Here is a 22,396-nt window from a genome sequence, read left to right as displayed (position 1 = left end):
CGAAGGAGAGACCATGCAGGCCAAGGAGATCGCCGACAAGGCTCGGGCACTGATGCCCGGGGTCATCGAGGACCTCGAGAAGCTGGTGGCGATCCCGTCGATCGCCTTCCCCGGGTATCCCTCGGAGCCCATGGAGCAGATGGGGGCCACGACGTTGCAGATGTTCCGTGACGTCGGCTTCACCAACGCCGAGCTCATGGAAGTGCCCTCGGGGTACCCGCCGATCTACGCCGAGATCGAGGGGCCGGCGGGCTCACCGGTCGTGGTGCTCTACGCCCACTACGACGTCCAGCCGGCTCCACCCGAGCAGGGGTGGACGAGCGACCCGTGGACACCGACGCACAAGGACGACGGCCGGATCTACGGCCGGGGTGCGGCCGACGACATCAGCGGGCTCGTCAGCCACCTCGGCACGCTGCGGGTCTTCGACGGCAAGCCACCCTGCACGGTCAAGCTGATCCTCGAGGGGATGGAGGAGACGGAGAGCAACCTGGAGGCCTTCGTCGAGGCGCACCCCGAGCTCTTCGCCTGCGACCTCTTCGTCATCTGCGACATGGGCAACCTGCGTGTCGGCGAGCCGGCCCTGACGACGGCCCTGCGTGGTGACGTCGCCTGCGTCGTCACGGTGCGCACCCTCGAGCACCCCCTGCACTCAGGCGTCTTCGGCGGGCCGGCGCCCGATGCCATGATGGCGCTCGCGCGACTCCTGTCGACCCTGCACGACGACGCCGGCAACGTGGCCATCGCCGGCGTCTCCACCACGGTCTGGGAAGGTGAGGACCTTTCAGAGGCGGACCTCCGGTCCAGCGCCGACGTCCTCGACGGCGTCGGGCTCACCGGCAGCGGTCCGATCGGCGGCCGGCTGTGGGCGCAGCCGTCCGTCAACGCCATCGGGGTCGACATGACCAACATCGCCACCTCCTCGAACGTGCTGATCCCCGAGGCCAGGGCCAAGATCTCGATGCGCATCGTCCCCGGGTCCGAGCCGGACGCCGAGCTCGACGCCCTCGTGGCTCACCTGGAGACGCACGCCCCCTGGGGAGCCCAGGTCGAGGTGCAGCGCACCAAGGCCGCTCCCCCGTTCCTCTGCAAGACGGACGGGCCGGGGTATGCCGCGGCGCGCGACGCCTTGGCCGAGGCCTACGGCCGACCGGCCGGCGAGGCCGGCTGCGGCGGCTCCATCCCGTTGCTCCGCACGCTCGAGACGGCTGCTCCCGGCGCGGAGTTCGTGCTGTGGGGGCCGGAGGACGTCGCGGCCGCGCGGATCCACGCGTCCGACGAGAGCGTCGACCCCAGCGAGATCGAGAAGATGATCGTGGCCCAGGCCCTCCTGCTCCAGCGCCTCGCCGACGGCGCCGGGTCCGGGTCCGGGTAGGCCGCGGCGGCCGGCGCATGACGTGGGTCGTCGCAGTCTTCGCGCTGCTGGTCATCGTCTTCGTGACCCAGTCGGCCCGCGTCGGCCGGGCGCACCTGACCGGTCCCATCGTCTTCGTCGCGGCCGGCATCGTGCTCGGCGTCCTCGTGTCGGGCGGGGCCGACACGACGACGAGCCGCACCATCGCCGAGGTGACGCTGGCGCTGACGCTCTTCCACGACGCTGCACAGCTGCAGCCCCGCGAGGTGCGTGGTGACTCGGTCTTCACCGGGCGACTCCTCCTCATCGGTCTCCCCCTCACGATCGGGGCCGGGTACCTGCTGGCGCGCGGCATCTTCCCCGGCTCCAGCGCGTGGCTGGCACTGCTCCTCGCGGCGACCCTGGCTCCCACCGACGCCGGACTCGGCGCGGCCACCGTGCTCAACCCGGTCGTGCCGGTCCGGGTGCGGCGCATCCTCAACGTCGAGAGCGGTCTCAACGACGGGATGGCCACCCCGGTGGTGCTGTTCGCCATCGCAGCTGCTGCTGGGGTCGCGCCCGAGGACGCCCTCGTCGACGCCCTGCGCGAGCTCGCGATCGGAGCGCTCGTCGGCATCGCAGCGGGGTACGCGTCCGGCCGGCTGATCGAGCGGTCGCGCAGAGCCGGGTGGGCGGAGTCGGGGCTGCTGCCCATCGCAACGCTCTCGGTGCCGGTGCTCGCGTACTACGGCGCCGTCGAGGTCGGCGGCAACGGGTTCGTCGCAGCCTTCGTGGCCGGGACGGCATACGCAGCTGCTCAGACGGACTCGAGGCACACGCACGCCGGCCTGGAGATGACTGATCGGCTCTCTGCACTCCTCGGGTTCGGCGTGTGGCTGCTCTTCGGGATCACGGTCGCCCACCATCTCGACTGGATGGTGCGGTGGCAGAGCCTGCTCTACGCGGCGCTCTCCCTCACCGCCCTCCGGATGCTTCCCGTCGCGCTGTGTCTGCTGGGCACGGGACTGCAACGACGCACCGTCCTCTTCGTGGGCTGGTTCGGGCCGCGCGGGCTCGCCTCCGTCGTCTTCGCGCTCATCACCTACGAGACCCTCGGCGCAGCCGACCCCGCTGTCCAGACCCTCATCGGCGCCGTCGCCACGACCGTGCTCCTCAGTGTCATCCTGCACGGCCTCTCCGCGGGGCCCTGGGCGCAGCGGTACGGGGACTGGGCACAGCACACCGGTCCCGCGGTCGAGACCCAGCCCGCGGCAGAGCCGCTGGCCGTGCGCCGGTCGGTGGGCGGGCAGACCACGTACGGCCCCCGGGAGGAAGGCGTGCCGCCGCTGCGGTGACCCTCCGTGTTCCCCCGGCCTGCCGCTAGATCCCGCGCCAGGTCGAGGTGGCGCGGCCGATGCGCTCGGAGAGCCCGGAGCCGACGACCACCCCGACGGCGATGGCCACGATGCTCAGCAGGGCGTTGACGAAGTCGCCGAGGCCCCCTGCCTGGTCTGCGCCGACGATACGAGCCACGCCCTGCAGGCCGAGCGCACCCGGCACGAGCAGCCAGAACGTCGGCAGGAAGGTCACCGGCACCGGAGGGCCGCTGCGCCGGCTCTGGATCGTGTAGCACACGGGAAGCACGACGGCTGCCGCCAGGAAGCTCGCGCCGAGGGTGCCGAGGGCACGACCGGCCAGCGCCTGGACGCCGTAGGCGACGTAGAGGACCACGAGGAGCCATCCGAGGGTTCGAGGCGGCGCGGACGAGGCGACGAACTGTCCGACCCCGAAGACGAGGACCCCCACCCAGGGCGCCCATCCCCCGAGCGCGGCAGGTGCCTGCTCCAGGGCCGGTGGCAGACCGGCGATCTCGGCCCCCATCGCGATGCCGAAGCTCAGGACCAAGAGCCGTTCGAGTCCGTAGACGAGCCGAGCCGAACCCGCCAGCATGTCTCCGGTGGAGAGCTCGACGGTGGCCATCGTCAGTGCGGCGCCGGGCAGGAACGTCACGAGCGCGGGGATGACGATCTCCAGGGGCGTCGAGCCGACAGCCGGTGCCACCCACTGGAAGGTGATGGCCGTGACCACGGTCGCGGTGACGACGGGGAGCACGAGGGAGAGCATGGGCTCTCGGTCGGCCCACCACCGCAGGCCGCCGACGAGGAAGCCGATGAGCAGCAACGCCGGCAGGGCGCTGGCCGTGGGGTTGAGCAGGAGACCCAGGCCCACGGTGACGACGCCACTGGCGAGGACCGCGACGACGCCGCCGAAGCGCGGCTGTGAGGCCACCAGCGCATCGAGGCGCTCGCGCGCGACGCCGGCCTCCACCGAGCCGTGGCGGATGTCGTCGATGAGCCGGTAGAGCGCGTCGACCTGGTCGAGCCGCAGGGGCACGCTGCTGCCGGCCTCGAAGTCCATCCGGCTGGAGTCACCCGTGTCGATGCGCACGAACACCCCGGTGGGCACGACGAAGAACGTCACGCCGGTGGCCGCGTAGACGTCCGCGACCTGCTCGAGGATCTGGGTCACGCGCTCCGTCGCGTCGCCGGCACGGGACATGACGACGCCGAGATGGCGGAGCAGGTCGAGGACGGCCTCGGGGGGCGGTGCGTCGAAGTCCTCGGGCTCGGGGTCCGCCGCAGGGCCGAGAGGCGCGAGGTGGGACTGGGCGACCTCCGCGACGCGCGACCACCAGCGACGGCTCACCGACCGCACGCGTGCACCCGGTGTGACGAGCCCCCCGGGTACCGGGTCCGATTCGCTGGACACGACACCAGCGTGGCAGCCGCCGTGGTCGTGAGAGTCATCCTCCACGGGTGACTCTCACGGGCTGTGTGGCGTCCTAGATTCGAGGAGCGCGGCAGGCGCGTGTGCTTGGCGGAGGGAGCGCAACCATGACCGAAGCGAGTTCGTCAGCCGCGTCCGGGAGTTCCGGACGGGCGGCGGCGCAGACTGCGGCCCGAGCGGGCGGGGTGCTGGCCGCCACCTGCCTGTCGACCTTCGTCGTCAACGCCAACACGTCAGCGGTCAGCATCCTCCTGCCGGCCATCAGCGCGGACACGGGCATGGACGTGACGACCCTGCAGTGGGCCGTCACGGGCTACTCGCTCGTCGGCGCCGCGGTCATCGTGACGTCCGGCTCGCTGGGTGACGTCTTCGGACGCAAGCGGGTCTTCCAGCTCGGCCTGATGCTCTTCGTCGTGTCCTGCATCTTCATCGCCCTGTCGTCGTCCGGAGGTGCCGTCATCGCCGGCCGCGTCATCCAGGGCGCGGCGGGGGCCACCATCCTGGCCTGCGGCCTGAGCCTCCTCTCCGTGGCGAACGACGGACAGGAGCAGCTGCGGGCGGTGTCGCTCTGGGGGGCCGCCGCCGCCGTCGGAGCGGCGGCCGGCCCGCTCATGGGTGGGGTGCTGGTCTCGGTGATGGGCTGGCAGGGGCTCTTCTGGGTCGACGCCGTCATCGCGGTCGTCTGCATCCTCATCACGGCCCGACGCGTCTCCGAGTCACGCGACACGACCCGCTCGCGGTCGATCGACTACGCCGGCTCGATCCTCATCGCGTTGACGCTGGCGCCGCTCATCCTCGCGCTGAGCAAGGGCGGCGACTGGGGCTGGGGGTCGGTCGCCACGCTCGCGTGCATCGCCATCGGTGTCGCGGCAGGATTCGCCTTCGTCGCCGTCGAGCGGCGGGTGGCCGTCCCGATGCTCGACCTCGGACTGCTTCGCAACCGCGTCCTCGTCGGCTCGACGATCGCCATCCTCATCGGTGCCGGCACCATCAATGCGCTGATGTATCTGCTCAGCCTCTACTTCCAGGACCCGAACGCCCTCGGCTTCACGACGCTCCAGGCAGGTCTGGCGACCTTGCCGGCGACGATCGGGCTCGTCGTCATCGCGGCCGCCGTGCCGCGCCTCACCGCGCGCCTCGGTGGCCGCCAGGTCGTTGGCATCGGGTTCATCCTGACGGCCGTCGGTTTCGCCGCCCTCGGGTTCGCCGACGCCGACTGGGCCTACCGTGCCTTCCTCCTGCCATTGCTGGCCGTCGCCGTGGGAATGGGACTGTCGAACGGGCCCGCATCGTCGGCGTCCACCGCCTGTGTGCCGGAGAAGCAGGTCGGGTCCGCGTCAGGGGTCTCGAACATGGCGCGCTACGTGGGGGCGGCGGTCGCAACCGCGCTGGCCGCGACGATCTACGGAGCCGTCATCGCCGACCGCACCGCGGAAGGGAAGCCCGCTGCAGACGCCCTGGCCTCAGGTCTCGCGACCGCGTCGTGGGTCATGGCCGCCTTCAGCATGGCCGGAGTGCTGATGGCCGTCCTGATGGGCCGGCACCAGGCCGCCAAGGGAACGATCCACGACTCGGCGGCCGCCGCCGCATCCACTGCCATGACGCTGCGCACCACCGCGACGGGTGCTGCGGTGAAGGGCGCCTGAGGCCGGCCGTCCCTCGTCGCGCCGTTCAGCGCGTCAGGCGCTGGAGGAAGAGGGCCTCGGCGAGAGCCATGTCCGCGATCTCCCGCGGGTGAACGCTCTCGTTGGGGGCGTGGATGAGCGCCAGTGGCTCCTCGACCCCCATGAGGATCAGCTCGGCGCCAGGGTAGGTCTCCGCGAAGACGTTGCACAGCGGGATCGAACCTCCCTGACCCAGGCTCACCATGGGACTGCCGAAAGCCTCCTCCATCGCCGAGGCGATGGCCCGGTAGGCGGGCCCGTCCGTCCGGGCCGAGAACGGCGACCCCGTCGCCTCCGTCTCGACGGCCACGTGCACGCCCCAGGGAGCCGCGGCGACGAGGTGGTCCGTCAGCGCTTTCTCCGCCACGGCGGGATCCGTCCCCGGGGGGATGCGCAGGTTGAGGCGGGCACGCGCCCGCGGGACGATGGCTGCTGCCGACCCGACGACGGGCGGGCAGTCGATGCCCAGGATCGTCAGCGACGGCCGAGCCCAGAGCATGTCGGACACGCTCCCGTCGCCGAGCAGCGACGCCCCGTCGACGACGCCCGCGTCGCTGCGGAACTGGTCCTCGGGGTAGGTGGCCCCCGACCACTCCTGGCTGTTGTCGAGGCCGGACACCGTCGTGTTGCCCTCGGCGTCGCGCAGGCCGGCGAGCATCGCGACGAGCGCCGCGAGGGCATCCGGCGCGGCGCCCCCGAACATGCCGGAATGGATCTCCGAGGCAAGGGCCTCGACGGTGACGACGACATTCACCATGCCGCGCAGGCTCACCGTGGCTGCAGGTCGTCCGACCGCGGCGTTCCCGGTGTCACAGACGAGGACGGCATCGGCGCGGAGCAGGTCCGCGTGCTTGGGCACGAAGTCCTCGAGGCCACCCGTCCCCTGCTCTTCCGACCCCTCGACGACGAGCTTGAGGTTGACCGGCACGTCATCGCCGAGCGCTCGGAGGGCTGTCAGGTGCATGACGATGTTGCCCTTGCAGTCCGCCGTGCCTCGGCCGTGCCACCGGCCGTCGACCTCGGTGAGCTCGAACGGCGGTGTGCGCCAAGCCGTCTCGTCGAGTGGGGGCTGTACGTCGTAGTGGGCGTACAACAGTACCGTGACGGCGTCGGGGTCTCCGCAGGGGCGTGACCCCACGACCGCCTGGCTCCCGTCCGCGGTCTCGGCCAGGTGCGCGTCGGTGAAGCCGACCGCCGCGAAGGCGTCGAGCACCCACTGGGCGGCCCGGGCACACTCCTCCGGCGGGTACTGGCGCGGGTCGGCGACGGACGGGATCGACACGAGCTCAGCGAGGTCCGATCGTGCCTGCCCCATCAGACCGGCGACGCGTTCACGCAGCTCCACTCGTCGTCACCCCTTCACCGTGTCGGCGAGGTCGAGGCCGTCGACGAACTCCTGGAAGGTGGGCACCTCGTCGGGGCAGTAGATCTTGAGGACGGCCAGCTGGCCCTTGACCACCCGGTTGTCGGCGATGACCGGTCGCATGCCCGGCCCGGCCGCGCCGTTCATGAGCTGGCCGAGCAGGATGCCCTTGCGCAGCGACCCGTTCGGGTCGTCACACACCGCTCCGCCGTCGTCCCCGAGAACCCGCACGACCTGCTCCTTGCTCGGCGCACGAGCACCTGCCGCGGTGAGGGCAGCGATGAGCTGGGTGGCCTTCTGGTCGGCTTGCTGCGACGACTTGCCGGAATGGAAGGTCAGCAGCGCAATGACCGTGAGGGCCACGATCGCGATGCCGGCGACGATGTAGGTCGTCCGGTTCTGCTGGTACGTGGCGCTCTCCGTGATGTTCATGATGCGGCCACCTCTGACGTCTCAGGCTGCTTCCACGAGGGCTTGCGCAGCCTGTAGAAGAGGAACGGAACGAGCAGGCCGAGCCCGAGCGCGCCAGCCGCGACGATCACGAGATACGTTGCGGGACTGCCCGACCCGAACTGCGAGGGCGGGACGAACCCGATGAGCAGGGCTGCGAGGGAGGCGGCGAAACCGATCCCGCAGAGCGCCCCCAGCATCGGCGCCCGGTAGCCACGCGCGTGGTCCGGGTCGTTGCGCCGCAGGCGCACCGCGGCCACGAACATCAACAGGTACATGATGAGGTAGACCTGCGTCGTGATGACGGAGAAGATCCAGTAGGCGCTCGACACGTTGGGGATCAGGGCGTAGCCGAGCCCGATGATCGTCGTGATGATGCCCTGCGCCACGAGGATGTTCTGCTGGACGCCGTTCTTGTTGAGCTTCTGCAGCACCGGTGGCAGGTAGCCCTCCTGACGCGAGATGAGCAGCAGGCCCTTCGACGGGCCGGCGAGCCAGGTGAGCATGCCACCGAGCGACGCGGTCACCAGCATGACCCCGACGATCGGGGTCAGCCACTGCGCGCCGAAGTTCGCGAAGACCGCGTCGAAGGCCTGCATGACCCCGGCCGTGAGCGACAGCTCCTCGGCGGGCACGATCCAGCTGATCGCCAGGGCCGGCAGGATGAAGATCGTCAGCACCAGCCCCATCGCCAGGAACATCGACTTCGGGAACTCCTTGGCCGGGTTCTTCAACGAGCCGACGTGCACCGCGTTCATCTCCATGCCGGAGTACGACAGGAAGTTGTTGACGATCAGCACGAGGCTGGAGAGCCCCGCCCAGACGGGCAGCAGGTTGTCTGCGGTCATCGGAGCGGCGGACGGGTTGCCCTGACCCAGGAAGACGGCGCCCAACGTGACGAGGACGACACCGGGGATCAGCGTGCCGATGATGAGCCCGGCACTCGCCAGACCCGAGACGCCCTTGGTCCCACGCGACGAGACCCACACGGCGGACCAGTACACGACGACGATGACGAGGGCGGTCCACACGCCGTTGGACGCGAGCGCCGGATTGATGACGTAGGCCAAGGTGCTCGCCACGAAGCCCAGCAGGCTGGGGTAGTAGAAGATCGTCATCGCGAACTGGCACCAGACGGCCAGGAAGCCCATCGGCTTGGAGATGCCACGGGCCACCCAGTTGTAGACGCCGCCATCCCACCCCGAGGCGAGCTCTGCCGAGACCAGGGAGGTCGGGATCAGGAAGACGATGGCCGGCACGATGTAGAGGAACACGCACGCCAGGCCGTACACCGCCATCGTCGGAGCCGCCCGGAGGCTGGCGACCGAGCTCGTCGTCATCATCGCCAGGGCGATCCACGAGATGTAGGCCGTGGCCGGTGCCCTGGTGCGCCTCGTGGTGGCGACGACGGGTTCGTCGGCCGACGCGTCCATGGCGCTCATCGAGACCACCGGGCCCGTGGTCGGGGCGTCGGGCCCACCGGTCCGAGGGGACGCCCCCGACCGTTCCCTGTCAATGCCTTCTCGTCCCGCTGCATGCCGACCACCATCCATCCCATGAGATCACCGCACGTTCCATCAGATTCCTGCGTGGGCTCGTGTTCCGGCGTCACTCCTTCGGGCTGATACCCGGACAGGGCTCACTGGACGACGGCGAGCCCGTGGTCGGTGTTGTTGAGCCGAACGGCACCGGTCTCGGTCACGGTGACGATGTCCTCGATGCGCACGCCGAAGCGTCCGGCCAGGTAGATCCCGGGTTCGACCGAAAAGCACATCCCGGGGACGAGGGGCTGCTCCTCCCCCTCGACCATGTACGGCGGCTCGTGGGTGGTCACACCGATGCCGTGACCGGTCCGGTGGATGAACGCGTCGCCGTAGCCCGCCTCCGTGATGACGGCCCGCGCCGCGCGGTCGACGTCCTGGCACGTCGCACCCGGCCGGGCTGCGGCGACGCCCGCCTCCTGCGCGAGCCGGACGATCTCGTGGACGTCGCGGATCTGCTGGGTCGGCTCCCCCACGCAGACCGTGCGGGTCGTGTCGGACCCGTAGCCGAACATCAGGCCGCCGAAGTCCAGCACGACGGCGTCACCCTGCTGGATGACGCGGTCGCCGGCCTCGTGGTGCGGGTTGGCACCGTTGGGGCCGGACCCCACCACCGTGAAGTCCACCTGCTCGTGCCCGAAGTGACGCAGCAGGGCAGCGAGGTCCGCGGCCACCTCGGTCTCGCKGCGCCCGGCGAAGCGGACCTTGACGATCTCCCCGTAGGCCGCGTCGGCCGCAGCACCCGCCGCCGTGAGCCGCGCCAGCTCGTCGGGTCCCTTGACCGCGCGCATCATCGGCAGCCCCACGGTGAGCGACCGGTAGGTCGAGCGGGGCAGGGCTGCTTGCAGACCGAGCAGGTGGAGCGCCCACGCCGAGTCGGAGACGCCGTACGTGCCGTCGGGCCGCAACAACGGTGCGGCGGTCAGGTAGGGATCGGTGGCGTCGGCCCAGTCCATCACCCGCATTCCGCGGACGCCCTCGGCCGCCTCGGCATCGGGCCGCTCGAGGGCGGGGACCAGCAGCGTCGGCGCCTGGTCGGGCGCGAGCACGAGCACCGTCAGCCTCTCGGTGATCGCGGTGGGCTGGTATCCGCTGAGCCAGACGAGATCCGGTCCCGGAGTCACGAGGACGCCCGCGAGGCCGGCTTCGGTCGCGGCTGCCACGACGCGTCGTCCACGCGCCCGGTAGTCCTCCGCGGTGAACGGGGGTGGTGGCTGCACGTCGACGGGGCTCATGGATGTCTCCTTGGGTAGCGCGCTCCATGCTAGGTCTCGTCTCCAGGAGGTCTGCTCACCCGATCGGGATGACTCCGTGCCTGCTCGGCCGCCACCGGGAGATGCGCGCCGACGTCGTCGAGCCACCACCATTCGTTCACCCGACAGGGTTAGGTTCGGCATGGTGGTCGACGCGTCCGCGGCGACCCGACGAGGAGCGTGCATGGTGGACCCACTGCTGGCCGGTGACCGCGCCGCCGCGCCGCGGACGCTCGTCGACGTGCTCGCCGACGTCACCGCGCGTCACCCCGATGCGCCGGCGCTCGACGACACCGTCACCGTCCTGACGTATGCCGAGCTGACCGAGCAGGCGAGACGGATGGCCGCAGAGCTCGTGGCCGCGGGCGTATGCCGTGGCGACCGGGTGGGCGTGCGCGTGCCGTCGGGGACGACCGACCTCTACGTCGCCGTGCTCGGAGTCCTCCACGCCGGGGCGGCGTACGTGCCTGTCGACGTCGACGACCCGCAGGAGCGGGCCGACCTCGTCTTCTCCGAGGCTGCGGTGAAGGCGGTCGTGGGAGCGCGTCGGCAGATCACGGTGCCGTCGCCCGGCTCACCGGTCCCGGCGTCCGGGCGGACCGCCCGACGCGCGGCACCGCGGCCGGCGCGCGCGGGCCGGGACGGTCGGCATGACCCGGGCGTCCTGCCGGACGTCCGCGTGCAGGACGACGCCTGGGTGATCTTCACCTCGGGGTCGACCGGCGTGCCCAAGGGCGTGGCGGTCTCCCACCGTTCAGCGGCGGCCTTCGTCGACGCTGAGGCCCGGATGTTCTTGCAGGACAGTCCGATCGGTCCGGGTGACCGCGTGCTCGCCGGGCTCTCGGTCGCGTTCGACGCGTCGTGCGAGGAGATGTGGCTCGCCTGGGGGCACGGGGCCTGCCTCGTCCCGGCACCACGGAGTCTCGTGCGCACCGGCATGGACCTCGGACCGTGGCTCGTGGCCCAGGACGTCACCGTCGTCTCCACGGTCCCGACGCTGGCCGCGCTCTGGCCGGCCGAGGCCCTCGAGCCGGTGCGGCTGCTCGTCTTCGGGGGCGAGGCGTGCCCGCCCGAGCTGGCCGAACGGCTCGTCGCCCCGGACCGCGAGGTCTGGAACACCTACGGCCCGACCGAGGCGACGGTCGTCGCCTGCGGAGCGCGGCTCGACGGCACCACCCCGATCCGGATCGGCCTGCCCCTCGATGGCTGGGACCTCGCCGTCGTGGGCCCGGACGACCAGCCCGTCGCCCAGGGTGAGACGGGCCAGCTCATCATCGGCGGCGTGGGGCTCGCCCGCTACCTCGACCCCGCCAAGGACGCCGAGAAGTACGCCCCCATGCCGACCCTCGGCTGGGACCGCGCCTACCGGTCGGGCGACCTCGTCGTCAACGACCCCGAAGGCCTCGTCTTCGTCGGGCGCGCCGACGAGCAGGTCAAGCTCGGCGGTCGCCGGATCGAGCTCGGGGAGGTCGACGCGGCGCTGCAGTCCCTCCCCGGCGTGTCGGGGGCAGCCGCGGCCGTCAAGACGACGGGCGCCGGGAGCCAGGTCCTCGTCGGCTACGTCGTGCCCGACTCCGTCAGCCGCGCTGGCCTCCCGGCGTCGGGCACCGACTTCGACCGGACGGCGGCGCTCGCACGCCTCCACCATGAGCTTCCGGCCGCCCTCGTCCCGGTGCTCGCCGTCGTCGAGTCCCTGCCGACGCGCACGTCGGGGAAGGTCGACCGTGCGGCGCTCCCGTGGCCGCTGCCGGGCGCGGCCGACGACGGCGAGCCCAGCGACCTGTCCGGCACGGCGGCATGGCTCGCGGGTCACTGGACCGCGGTGCTCGGCACCGAGGTGCGTTCGGCCGAGGCGGACTTCTTCGACCACGGCGGCGGGAGCCTGTCGTCGGCGCGCCTCGTGTCGCTGCTCCGCGAGCGCTACCCGACGGTGACCGTGGCCGACGTCCACACGCACCCGCGCCTCGGCGCCCAGGCCGAGCTGCTCGAGACGATGGACACGGCCGACGGGTCACGGACCGAGCGCACGGTGCGCCGCATCCCGCGCGGCACCCAGCTCGTGCAGACGGCCGTGTCCCTCGTCCTGCTCACGGTCAAGGGACTGCAGTGGCTCGTCGGTCTCGTCACCCTCACCGAGCTCCTGCGCCTCGCCCACCTTGCCGACTGGTCGCAACCGGTGTCCTGGTGGGCCCTCGGCATCGGCTGGCTCCTCTTCATCACCCCCCTCGGCCGGATGGGCCTGTCCGCGTTGGCCGCCCGGGTCCTCCTCGCCGGTGTGCGTCCGGGCACGTACCCCCGTGGTGGGAGCGTGCAGATGCGGCTCTGGGCCGCCGAGCGCTTCGCCGATGCGATGGGGGCCATCACGATGGCCGGAGCGCCGTGGATCATCTACTACGCGAGGATGCTCGGCGCCTCGGTGGGTCCCGGTGTCGACCTCCACTCCGTGCCCCCGGTCACGGGCATGCTGACGATCGGGTCCGGTGCCAGCGTCGAGCCCGAGGTCGACCTCTCCGGCTACTGGATCGACGGCGACGTCGTGCACGTCGGCCTCGTCCACATCGGCCGCGAGGCGGTCATCGGCGCCCGCAGCACCATCGGTCCGGACGTGCACATCGGCCGTGGCGTCGTCGTCGAGGCCGGCTCGACCGTCCTCCGGTCGGTGCGACCCGGGCGGGTCGTCGCCGGGTCGCCGGCCCAGCGGGTCGACGACCCGGGCCGCTCGAGGTGGCCCACGGATCGTCCCCCGAACGCACCGGCCTGGCTCGTCGTCTACGGGCTGTCCGGCGTCTTCCTGTCGGTCCTGCCCTTCCTCGCGCTYCTGCCAGGCGTGCTCGTCGTGGGCGGTGCGGTCGCCCGGGCCACGGGGTCACGCGAGGCGGTCGTGACGGCATACGCGGCCGTGCCCGTCCTGACCGTGCTCAGTCTCGTGTCGCTCTCAGCCATCACGATCGTGCTGGTGCGCCTCCTCGCGATCGGGCTGCGCGAGGGCTACCACCCCGTCCGCGGCAGGGTCGGCTGGCAGGTGTGGGCGACCGAGCGCCTCCTCGACCAGGCGCGCACGTTGCTCTTCCCCGTCTACGCCAGTCTCGTCACCCCGATGTGGCTGCGCGCCCTCGGTGCGCGCGTCGGTCGCGATGTCGAGGCCTCGACGGTTCTGCTGCTGCCGTCGATGACGTCGGTCGCCGACGGCGCCTTCCTCGCCGACGACACGATGGTCGCCGGCTACGAGCTCGCCCACGGGTGGGTGCACATCGCACCGGCCAAGATCGGCAAGCGCGCCTTCCTCGGCAACAGCGGGATGACGGCGCCGGGCCGCCGTGTGCCCAAGCACGGCCTCGTCGCGGTGCTCTCGGCCGCACCGCAGAAGTCCAAGGCCGGATCGAGCTGGCTCGGCAGCCCGCCGGTGCGGCTGCGCCGTCCTCCGCAGGGATCCGACGACGAGAGGACCTTCGCTCCCCCGCTCCGCCTCAAGGTGGTGCGTGGCCTCGTCGAGCTGTGCCGGGTCGTGCCCGTCATGGTGACCGTGGCGATCGGGGTCACCGTCCTCGTGGCGCTCCAGTGGCTCGTCGACCGCGTCGGCCTGGCCGGCGCGGCGGCTCTGGGCGGTGTCGTCCTCGCCGCCGCCGGAGCCGTCGCCGCAGGGGTGACGACCGTCGCCAAGTGGGTCGTCGTCGGCCGCATCGGCGCCGTCGAGCACCCGCTGTGGAGCTCCTTCGTCTGGCGCAACGAGGTCGTCGACACGTTCGTCGAGATGGTCGCGGGACCGTGGTTCGCGTGGACGGCGACGGGCACACCGGCCATCAACGTCTGGCTGCGAAGCCTCGGGGCCCGGATCGGGCATGGGGTGTGGTGTGAGACCTACTGGCTGCCCGAGGCGGACCTCGTGACCCTCGGTGACGGCGTGACCGTCAACCGGGGCTGCGTGCTCCAGACCCATCTCTTCCATGATCGAATCATGAGCATGGACACGGTCACGCTCGAGGACGGAGCCACGCTCGGCCCCAACGGGGTGATCCTTCCCGCGGCGAGCATCGGGGTGGCCGCGACGGTGGGTCCCGGTTCGCTCGTGCTCCGGGGCGAGGCCGTGCCGCGCGGGACCCGCTGGACGGGCAACCCGATCGCACCGTGGAGCGGTGCCGACCCCGTGGCCCACGCGTCCGGACCCGCGCCGGGATCAGCGTCGGGTGGATCCGCGGGCGACGTCGCGAGCGGCGTGCGATGACGGGCGGCCTCGTCCAGCAGGTGCCCGCGCTGACCGACGCGTACACGCCCGACCGTGGTGATCCCGCCTACGAGGTCACGCACTACGACCTCGACCTCGACTACAAGGTCTCGACCAACCGCCTCGCCGGTCGCGCCGTCCTCGAGATCACCGTGCTCGAGGACGTGCGGCGGCTCGTCGTCGACCTCGTGGGCCTGCGCGTCCTCAAGGTCTCGGTCGGTGGCCGGGYCGCCAAGTGGGTCCACCGCGGCCCCCGGGTCGTCGTCACCCCGTCGGTCCCGCTGGCGCGCGGCGAGCGCACCCAGGTCGCGATCGCGTATGCCGGCACGCCGGGTCCCGTGGCCACGCGCTGGGGCGACGTCGGCTGGGAGGAGCTCACGGAGGGGGCGCTCGTGGCCGCGCAGCCCAACGGAGCGGCGACGTGGTTCCCGTGCAACGACCATCCCCGGACGAAGGCCACGTACCGGCTGGCGTTCGAGTGCGACTCGCCCTACGACGTCGTCGCGACGGGGGCACTCGTGGCCGCGCGGGCGCGCGGCAGCCGGACGCGGCGGGTCTTCGAGCAGGACGTCCCCATGGCGACCTACCTCGCCACGGTCCACGTCGGCCACTACGTGCGGCGCGCCCTGGCCCCGGCCGACGTGCCGATCTCCGTCGTGCTGCCGGCGACCCGCGAGCGCGACGTCATGCACGACCTGGAGCGGCTGCCTGCCATGACGAGCCTCTACGAGGCGCTCTTCGGGCCCTACCCGTTCGAGGACTACACCGTCGTCGTCACCGCCGACGACCTCGAGATCCCGCTCGAGGCGCACGCCATGGCGACGTTCGGGCCGAACTGGCTCGACGGGCGTCGCCGCCACGAGCGCCTCGTCGCCCACGAGCTCGCGCACCAGTGGTTCGGCAACAGCCTGACCCCGTCGACGTGGGCCGACATCTGGCTCAACGAGGGGTTCGCCTGCTACGCCGAGTGGCTCTGGGCGGAGCACGCCGACGGCGTCCCGGTGCGCGTCAACGCCGGAACCCACTGGTCCCGGCTCTCCCGTCTGGCACAGGACGTCGTGCTCGCCGACCCCGGGCCCGACCACATGTTCGACGACCGCGTCTACAAGCGCGGGGCCCTGACCCTGCACGCCCTGCGGGTGGAGCTCGGTGACGTCGCGTTCTTCGACCTCCTGCGCGACTGGGTGGCGGCCCACCGGCACGGGTCCGTGACCACCGACGAGTTCGTCAGCCACGTCGAGACGTTCGTGCGGGAGATCCCGCCCACGGACGGGGACGGGGACGGGGACGGCGACGCCGCGGGCCGGCGGGCCCGCGACCTGCTCGAGCGGTGGCTCTGGGCCACCCCCCTGCCACGGTTCGCCCAGCCCGCCTGACGTCTCAGTGGGCGCGTACCTCCAGCGCTCCCACGGCGGACTCGAGAGCGACGGCGGCGGCATACGCCCTCGGCACGTCGAGGTCGGCGACCGTGACCGACGGCATGCCGGGGACGACGTCGGTGGGGACGCCCGGCGCGGGCGTCGCGAAGCTCGTGGGGTCGATGCGGAGGCCGACCCCGAGCGCCTTGAGGGCGGCCTCCTTGCGCACCCACGTCGTGATGTCCGTGAGTTCCTCGGTGCCGCGGGCTCGTTCGCCGGGGTGGAGTGCCACGTCGCCGTAGCCACCGAACCGCACGGCGTCGACGGGCTCGACGTCGACGCCGACAGGTCCGTGCTGGCTCAGTGCGAGCGCGACGACGGCGCGGGTCCGGCTCAGCGACAGGTGCAGCCCCGGGTCGTCGAGCAGGCGGGGGGCGCCGTGCTGCCGGCCGCAGTCGGGGCACGTGCGGTCGAAGCGCAGTGACTCCGGTGGTCGGCCCAGGATCCGGCCGACCTCCCGGCGGGCCATGGCGTGGAGCAGCAGGTACGCCGCCGCGTCGCGTCGGTCGGCCAGGCGCGCCCACCGCGCGCGCTCGTGCTCGTCGAGCCCGGCGGCGATGGCCGCAGAATCGGGCGGCACCCATGCCCCGGGCGTCGACTCGCGCACCCAGACGTCGACCGTCGCGTCGGTCGGTCTCCGCGACCGCTCGGTGCCGTCCACGCGCCAAGGATCGACGCGTGGTCCCCGATCCGCAAGGCGGCGTCCGCCGAGACATCGCCCTGCCGAGGTGATGCGCGCACTGTCCGGTGGTGCGAGCGTCGAGGAGAGCGCACCACGCGCCACGTCACGAGGCGTCACCCTGAGGAGAGACTGTGAGCAACGAGAGCCAGTCGGCGACGACATCCGGGGCGCGAGCGGGGACGGCGACCCGGAAGGTGGCCCACCTGACCCCGGACCAGCGCGTGACCCGGGGCAGGGCCGCCCGCAACGAGACACCGAGGCGCAGCCACGGGTCGTGGGAGCCGTCGACGGACCGGCCCGACCCCGTCGCGCTGCTCGAGGAGCAGGCGACGAGCCGGGTCCCGGAGCTCGTCCCGCTGCGCTACGGACGGATGCTCGTCTCTCCGTTCACGTTCTACCGCGGCGCGGCGCTCATCATGGCCAGCGACCTCGCCGCGACCCCACGGTCGGGATTCATCTCCCAGATCTGCGGCGACGCCCACCTGTCGAACTTCGGGGTGTTCGCCTCTCCCGAGCGGCGCCTCCTCTTCGACATGAACGACTTCGACGAGACGCTTCCGGGTCCGTGGGAGTGGGACGTCAAGCGGCTCGCGGCCAGCTTCGAGATCGCCGGTCGCGATCGGGGCTTCTCGGCGGCGGACCGCCGGGACGTCGTCAGGTCCTGCGTCGCCGAGTACCGCGCCCGGATGCAGCTGTTCGCGGCCGCGCGCAACCTCGACGTCTGGTACGCCCACATCGAGGTCGACACGGTGTTCGAGCTGCTGAAGTCCAGCATCACGAAGAAGCAGCAGGCCAAGGCACAGGCCAACGCGGCCAAGGCCCGCACCCGGGACAGCATGCAGGCCTTCACCAAGCTGACCCATGACGTCGACGGTGAGCGACGGATCATCTCCGACGCGCCCCTCATCGTGCCGATCGAGGAGCTGGCGGCGGGCACGGGGCATGACGACGTCGAGGGTGAGCTCCGCGCTCTCATCAGGTCGTACCGCCGCACCCTGGAGACCGATCGGCGCGAGCTGCTCGAGTCCTTCGAATACGTCCACGCCGCCCGCAAGGTCGTCGGGGTCGGGAGCGTCGGCACCCGGGCTTGGATCATCCTCCTGCTCGGCCGGGACGGGCAGGACCCGCTGTTCCTGCAGGCCAAGGAGGCCCAGGAGTCCGTCCTCGAGAGGTTCGTCGGGGCGAGCCGGTATGCCAACCACGGCCAGCGCGTCGTCGCCGGCCAGCGGCTCATGCAGGCGGCCAGCGACATCTTCCTCGGGTGGCAGCGGGTCCACGGGTTCGACGGTCAGGTGCGTGACTTCTACCTGCGTCAGCTGCGCGACTGGAAGGGCTCGGCCGACGTCGACACCATGAGCTCCGGCGTCATGACCGCCTACGCCCGGATCTGCGGGGCGACGCTGGCCCGAGCACACGCCCGCTCGGGTGACCGCATCGCGATCGCCGCCTACCTCGGCACGAGCGACACCTTCGACCGCGCGATCGCCGACTTCGCGTCGTCCTACGCCGACCAGAACGAACGTGACTACGAGGCCCTCGTGGCGGCAGTCCGATCCGGGCGCCTCGAGGCCCAGACGGGCATGTAGAGGGCTTCGGGGTGCGTGAGGTGCCGGAGGCATGCCATGGGCTGCGGACGACCAGCACGAGAGGCACGCGATGACCAGGCTGTCGATGCATGAGCAGCTCCCGTTCGACGAGGAAGCGGTCAGGTCGTCGATCTCGACCGGAGAGCTCCCAGAACCGGACGAGGTGATCGGCGCCGTCACCGAGGCGTACGAGCGGTATCGGGCGAACCGGGAGGGTGCCGTCGCCGACTACATCCCGGTCCTGGCCGAGGCGTCGCCGGACTGGTTCGGCATCTCCGTGGTGGGAGCACGAGGGAGGTCGTTCGAGATCGGGGACGTCGAGAGGACGTTCTCGATCCAGAGCGTGTCGAAACCGTTCGTCTTCGCGCTGGTCTGCGAGGCGGTCGGAGACGTCGACGCGCGTCGCCTCCTCGGGGTCAACAGCACCGGCTTCCCCTTCGACTCCCTCGTGGCGGTGGAGCTCAACCTGGACCGCACGATGAACCCGTTGGTCAACGCGGGTGCGATCGCAGCGACGAGTCTGGTGCCGGGGAGCACGGCGGAGGAGAAGTGGGACCGGGTCAGGGAGGGCCTGTCAGGCTTCGCCGGCCGTGAGCTGAGCCTGAACGAGAGGGTCTACGCCTCGGAGTCCGCCACCAACCTGCGCAACCAGGGCATCGCCCACCTGCTGCAGAGCTACGGCCGTCTCTACTTCGACCCGGACGAGGCCACGGACATCTACACGCGCCAGTGCTCTCTCGACGTGAGCGTCCACGACCTTGCGGTCATGGCGTCCACGCTGGCCAACGGCGGGGTGAACCCGGTGACCGGGAGGACGGTCGTCGGGCGGGGCGTGTGCCGGCGCGTCCTGGCGGTGATGGCCACAGCGGGCCTGTACGAACTGTCCGGCGACTGGCTCTACGAGGTCGGGGTCCCGGGCAAGAGCGGGGTCAGCGGCGGCATCGTCACCGTCGCACCCGGTAAGGGCGGCCTGGCGACGTTCTCCCCTCCCCTGGACGTGGCGGGCAACAGCGTGCGCGGGCAGCTGGTCACCAAGTACCTCGCGGAACGGCTCGGGCTCAACCTCTTCGCCTCGATGACGGTCTCGCCGGACCGAGGGCCGCTGGAGATCAAGCAGCGCGAACCTCGGGATCGATGAGGCAGACGAGGTCCTCCGGCCGCCGACAACCTCGGGAGCACAGGACCACTGGCACCCCCTCGAACCAGATGATCCTCCATCGCGTTCCGTCCTCGTCCAGCTCCCTCGCGGCATGGATCTCGCCCTCGCAACCCTCGGTCAAGCACGGGATCCGGATCGTGTCCACGTCCACCTTCGAACACCTTTCTGGGGGGTCGGCCCTGTCGGTCTGCTCGGGAGGGGTCCCGCATGTCCGGGTGCGGTGTGCCTCCCCGGTATCCATACCCGCGCGTGGACCGCGCGCGTCGGTCGACGCGCACACCCGCCCACGCCGGGGCGTGAGCCACGAACGTGCCGGCAGCCATGCTGTCGCGCTCGGTGCCCGCTTCAGGAACGTCCTGCGTGTCGGCTCGTCGCGATACCGTCACCGGGTGCCGGGTCCCATCGAGATACCCCCCGACGGGTTCGTCGTCCTCGACGGTGTCCGCTTCCACTACCTGGACTGGGGCGGCGACGGAGACCCGCTGTTGATGCTGGCCGGTCTGGGCTGCACCGCCCACGTGTTCTCGGAGCTGGCCCCGCACCTGAGCGACCGGTTCCGGGTGGTCGCCCTGACCCGACGCGGGCACGGGCGGACGGACCGGGTCCAGAACGGCTTCGCGCTTGCAGACGCCGCCGAGGACGCGCGCCGCCTCCTCGACGCCCTGGGCATCGAGCGGGCCCATGTCGTGGGGCACTCGATGGGAGGAGGTGAGGTCTCGGCCCTCGCCGCTCGACATCCCGAACGCGTCGCCGGGGTCGTCTACCTCGACGGTGCCTACGACTGGGCCGACAGCCCGACGGTCGAGTGGCCGGAGGAGGCAGCGAGCCCGGACCGGTTCGCCACGTACGAGGACTACGTCGACTTCGTGCACTCCCTGCTCCCGGACGACATCCGTGGACCTGCTCTCGACGCGATGATGCGCGCCTCCGTGGACACCCTCCCGGACGGGTCCGTGATCGACACGTTCTCTACGGCGGCCTCGGCGCCGTTCGTCCGGGCCCTCAAGGCGTTCCGACACCCCTACTCCGACATCACCGCTCCCGCGCTCGCCATCTACGCCCTCGGGGACCAGTGGCAGGGACCCGACGCGATCTGGCGGGCTACGTGCCGTGACCGTTTCGCAGCGGAGACCGCGGATGCTCACGTCATCGAGCTCCACGCCAGCCACTACGTGTTCATCGACCGCCGCGACGAGGTTGTCGCGGCGCTGCGGAGCTTCCTCACCTGCCCCTCGACCTGAACCGTGGCCGCGGCGGCCTGCGGTCCGGCATTTCCCTGCGACGTGACCGACGCGCCCGGTGCCGAGGCCTACACTGAAAGGGCGTCGCGCGCAGTTTCCTTGAATGGTAGGTGGATCGCCATGCGTTCCTGCTTCCCGCGCGTGCCCACAGCGTGCGCCGCCGCTCTCGCTCCCATCGCCGTCGTCGTGCTCGCCCTCCCCGCCGCGACGCTTGCCTCCGCCCGTCCGGCCGGCTCGGCCCCTCCACTCGTCGTGTCCGCGGGCACCGTCGCCACCACCCTGAGCCCGGGTGCCCAGGCCCAGGCCGTCTACAACCGCATGACGACGGCACAGCGCGTCGGGCAGCTCTTCATGGTCGGAGGTGCCGTGACCGGGCTCGGTTCGGCCACGACGACGGCGATCAGCCGGTACCACGTCGGCAACCTCATCCTCACGGGCCGCACGACCGCGGGCGCCCCGCCGGTGCGATACCTCACGGGGCGAGCCGACACCTTGACGACGACCGCGGCGACGGCAGGGGTGCCGCTGTTCATCGCCTCCGACCAGGAGGGCGGATACGTGCAGGTCCTCCAAGGGCCGGGCTTCTCGCGCATGCCGACCGCCCTGACGCAGGGCACCTGGTCCGACACGTCGCTCACGGCATACGCCAGGGCGTGGGGCACGCAGGTGATGCGCTCGGGCGTCGACGTCGACCTCGCACCGGTGATGGACACGGTCGCCAAGAGCTTCGCGAGCCTCAACAAGCCCATCGGCTTCTACCAGCGGGAGTACGGGTACACCCAGGCCGTCGTCGCCGACAAGGGCACGACCTTCCTCAAGGGCATGAGAGCATCCGGTCTCGCGATGACGGCCAAGCACTTCCCCGGGCTCGGACGGGTGACCGGAAACACCGACACGACAGCGGGAGTGACCGACACGGTGACCACCCGCACGTCCACCGACATCACGCCGTTCCGAGCTGCGATCAGCGCCGGTGCGCATCTGCTGATGGTGTCATCGGCCTACTACTCCCGCATCGACGCGTCGCACCCGGCGGTCTTCTCGCCCACGGTGATCCGCGGAATGATCCGCGGCGACCTGGGTTTCACGGGCGTCGTCATCAGTGACGACCTGGGAAACGCCAAGCAGGTGGCCGCGTGGTCGCCCGGCGCCCGTGCCGTGGGGTTCATCAACGCGGGCGGTGACGTCGTGCTGACCGGCAACCCCTACGTCGTCCCGGCGATGGTCGCTGCCGTCACCGCGCGGGCCGCATCCGACAGCGTGTTCCGCGGTCGTGTCCAGGCAGCGGTGATGCGCGTCCTGACGGTCAAGGCGCAGTACGGCCTGCTCGCGCCGCGGCTCCCGGTCACGGGATACTTCGGCCCACTGACGAAGACGGCCCTGCAGCGCTGGCTGGGTATCTCACAGACCGGCGTCTTCGACAGCGCGACGATCCGCGCTCTGCAGGTCCGGGTCGGTGCACCTGCCGTGGGCGTCTGGGGACCGCACTCGATGGCGGCCCTGCAGAGCTACCTCGGCCTCTATCTCGACGGCGCGACGACGTGGAACACCCGCACCGTCGCCGCACTCCAGCGCTACCTCGACACCCAGCTCTGAAGGCTGACCGGCAGATGTCGCCGCATCGACGTCAGCCACGCCGCCCGGCCGACACGGCCGCCCTTCGACGGACGCCTCCGAGGCGCTGCGGCACTGCTGGG

Annotated in this window: 15 protein-coding genes; 9 read left to right on the top strand and 6 right to left on the bottom strand. The window is 71.4% G+C overall.

Features of this window, described 5'->3' with window-relative positions; translation table 11 throughout:
* The first annotated feature begins 13 nt into the window (after positions 1–13).
* Positions 14–1,375 (top strand): M20/M25/M40 family metallo-hydrolase, encoded by a 1,362-nt coding sequence (locus tag AB4Y83_RS05105; RefSeq protein WP_442296205.1) that lies wholly within the window; start codon positions 14–16, stop codon positions 1,373–1,375.
* Positions 1,376–1,392: 17 nt separating this feature from the next.
* Complete coding sequence (locus AB4Y83_RS05100) at positions 1,393–2,688, top strand: cation:proton antiporter (RefSeq protein WP_442273384.1); 1,296 nt, start codon at positions 1,393–1,395, stop codon at positions 2,686–2,688.
* Between the two features lie 25 nt (positions 2,689–2,713).
* Here the strand turns inward: AB4Y83_RS05100 and AB4Y83_RS05095 are convergent, their stop codons facing one another.
* A complete protein-coding gene (locus tag AB4Y83_RS05095; protein ID WP_442273383.1) occupies positions 2,714–4,102 on the bottom strand; it encodes a threonine/serine ThrE exporter family protein in 1,389 nt (462 codons plus the stop codon).
* A 125-nt stretch (positions 4,103–4,227) separates the two neighbouring features.
* Between AB4Y83_RS05095 and AB4Y83_RS05090 the strand changes: the two genes are divergently transcribed.
* On the top strand, positions 4,228–5,766 hold the full coding sequence (locus AB4Y83_RS05090) for an MFS transporter (protein WP_442273382.1): 1,539 nt from the start codon (positions 4,228–4,230) through the stop codon (positions 5,764–5,766).
* 25 nt (positions 5,767–5,791) lie between these two features.
* Here AB4Y83_RS05090 and AB4Y83_RS05085 read toward each other — a convergent pair whose 3' ends face one another.
* The 4 genes from AB4Y83_RS05085 to AB4Y83_RS05070 all read right to left on the bottom strand — a co-directional run bounded on the left by AB4Y83_RS05085 (position 5,792) and on the right by AB4Y83_RS05070 (position 10,373).
* Positions 5,792–7,129 (bottom strand): dipeptidase, encoded by a 1,338-nt coding sequence (locus AB4Y83_RS05085; protein WP_442273381.1) that lies wholly within the window; start codon positions 7,127–7,129, stop codon positions 5,792–5,794.
* A 6-nt stretch (positions 7,130–7,135) separates the two neighbouring features.
* Complete coding sequence (locus AB4Y83_RS05080; RefSeq protein ID WP_442273380.1) at positions 7,136–7,579, bottom strand: hypothetical protein; 444 nt, start codon at positions 7,577–7,579, stop codon at positions 7,136–7,138.
* Positions 7,576–9,039, bottom strand: a complete 1,464-nt coding sequence (locus tag AB4Y83_RS05075; protein WP_442273379.1) for an APC family permease — start codon at positions 9,037–9,039, stop codon at positions 7,576–7,578. Before AB4Y83_RS05075 ends, AB4Y83_RS05080 begins: the two co-directional genes overlap by 4 nt.
* Before the next feature lie 197 nt (positions 9,040–9,236).
* Entirely contained in the window at positions 9,237–10,373 is a 1,137-nt protein-coding gene (locus tag AB4Y83_RS05070; protein ID WP_442296204.1) for an aminopeptidase P family protein, read from the bottom strand.
* Between the two features lie 202 nt (positions 10,374–10,575).
* Between AB4Y83_RS05070 and AB4Y83_RS05065 the strand changes: the two genes are divergently transcribed.
* Both AB4Y83_RS05065 and AB4Y83_RS05060 read left to right on the top strand, forming a co-directional pair.
* Positions 10,576–14,613: a Pls/PosA family non-ribosomal peptide synthetase gene (locus tag AB4Y83_RS05065; protein ID WP_442296203.1), complete on the top strand. Its 4,038-nt coding sequence runs from the start codon at positions 10,576–10,578 to the stop codon at positions 14,611–14,613.
* Positions 14,610–15,989, top strand: a complete 1,380-nt coding sequence (locus AB4Y83_RS05060) for a M1 family metallopeptidase (RefSeq protein ID WP_442296202.1) — start codon at positions 14,610–14,612, stop codon at positions 15,987–15,989. The genes AB4Y83_RS05065 and AB4Y83_RS05060 overlap by 4 nt, the downstream gene beginning before the upstream one ends.
* Positions 15,990–15,993: 4 nt before the next feature.
* On the opposite strand, the gene AB4Y83_RS05055 is transcribed toward AB4Y83_RS05060, so the two are convergent.
* Complete coding sequence (locus AB4Y83_RS05055; RefSeq protein ID WP_442273375.1) at positions 15,994–16,692, bottom strand: 4'-phosphopantetheinyl transferase family protein; 699 nt, start codon at positions 16,690–16,692, stop codon at positions 15,994–15,996.
* Positions 16,693–16,844: 152 nt separating this feature from the next.
* Here AB4Y83_RS05055 and AB4Y83_RS05050 point away from each other — a divergent pair, with 152 nt between their 5' ends.
* From AB4Y83_RS05050 to AB4Y83_RS05035, 4 genes are all read left to right on the top strand, one after another.
* Complete coding sequence (locus AB4Y83_RS05050) at positions 16,845–18,299, top strand: DUF2252 domain-containing protein (protein ID WP_082619866.1); 1,455 nt, start codon at positions 16,845–16,847, stop codon at positions 18,297–18,299.
* 85 nt (positions 18,300–18,384) lie between these two features.
* Positions 18,385–19,437: a glutaminase A gene (gene glsA, locus AB4Y83_RS05045; RefSeq protein ID WP_442296201.1), complete on the top strand. Its 1,053-nt coding sequence runs from the start codon at positions 18,385–18,387 to the stop codon at positions 19,435–19,437.
* A 410-nt stretch (positions 19,438–19,847) separates the two neighbouring features.
* Positions 19,848–20,699 carry an alpha/beta fold hydrolase gene (locus AB4Y83_RS05040; protein WP_442273373.1) on the top strand — a complete coding sequence of 284 codons (852 nt, stop codon included), beginning with the start codon at positions 19,848–19,850 and terminating at the stop codon, positions 20,697–20,699.
* A gap of 120 nt (positions 20,700–20,819) precedes the next feature.
* Complete coding sequence (locus AB4Y83_RS05035) at positions 20,820–22,295, top strand: glycoside hydrolase family 3 N-terminal domain-containing protein (protein ID WP_442273372.1); 1,476 nt, start codon at positions 20,820–20,822, stop codon at positions 22,293–22,295.
* Positions 22,296–22,396 lie beyond the last annotated feature (101 nt).

It is taken from the genome of Terrabacter sp. RAF57 (assembly GCF_052113925.1).
GTDB lineage: Bacteria > Actinomycetota > Actinomycetes > Actinomycetales > Dermatophilaceae > Terrabacter.
This window is presented reverse-complemented; position numbering and strand designations above follow the sequence as displayed.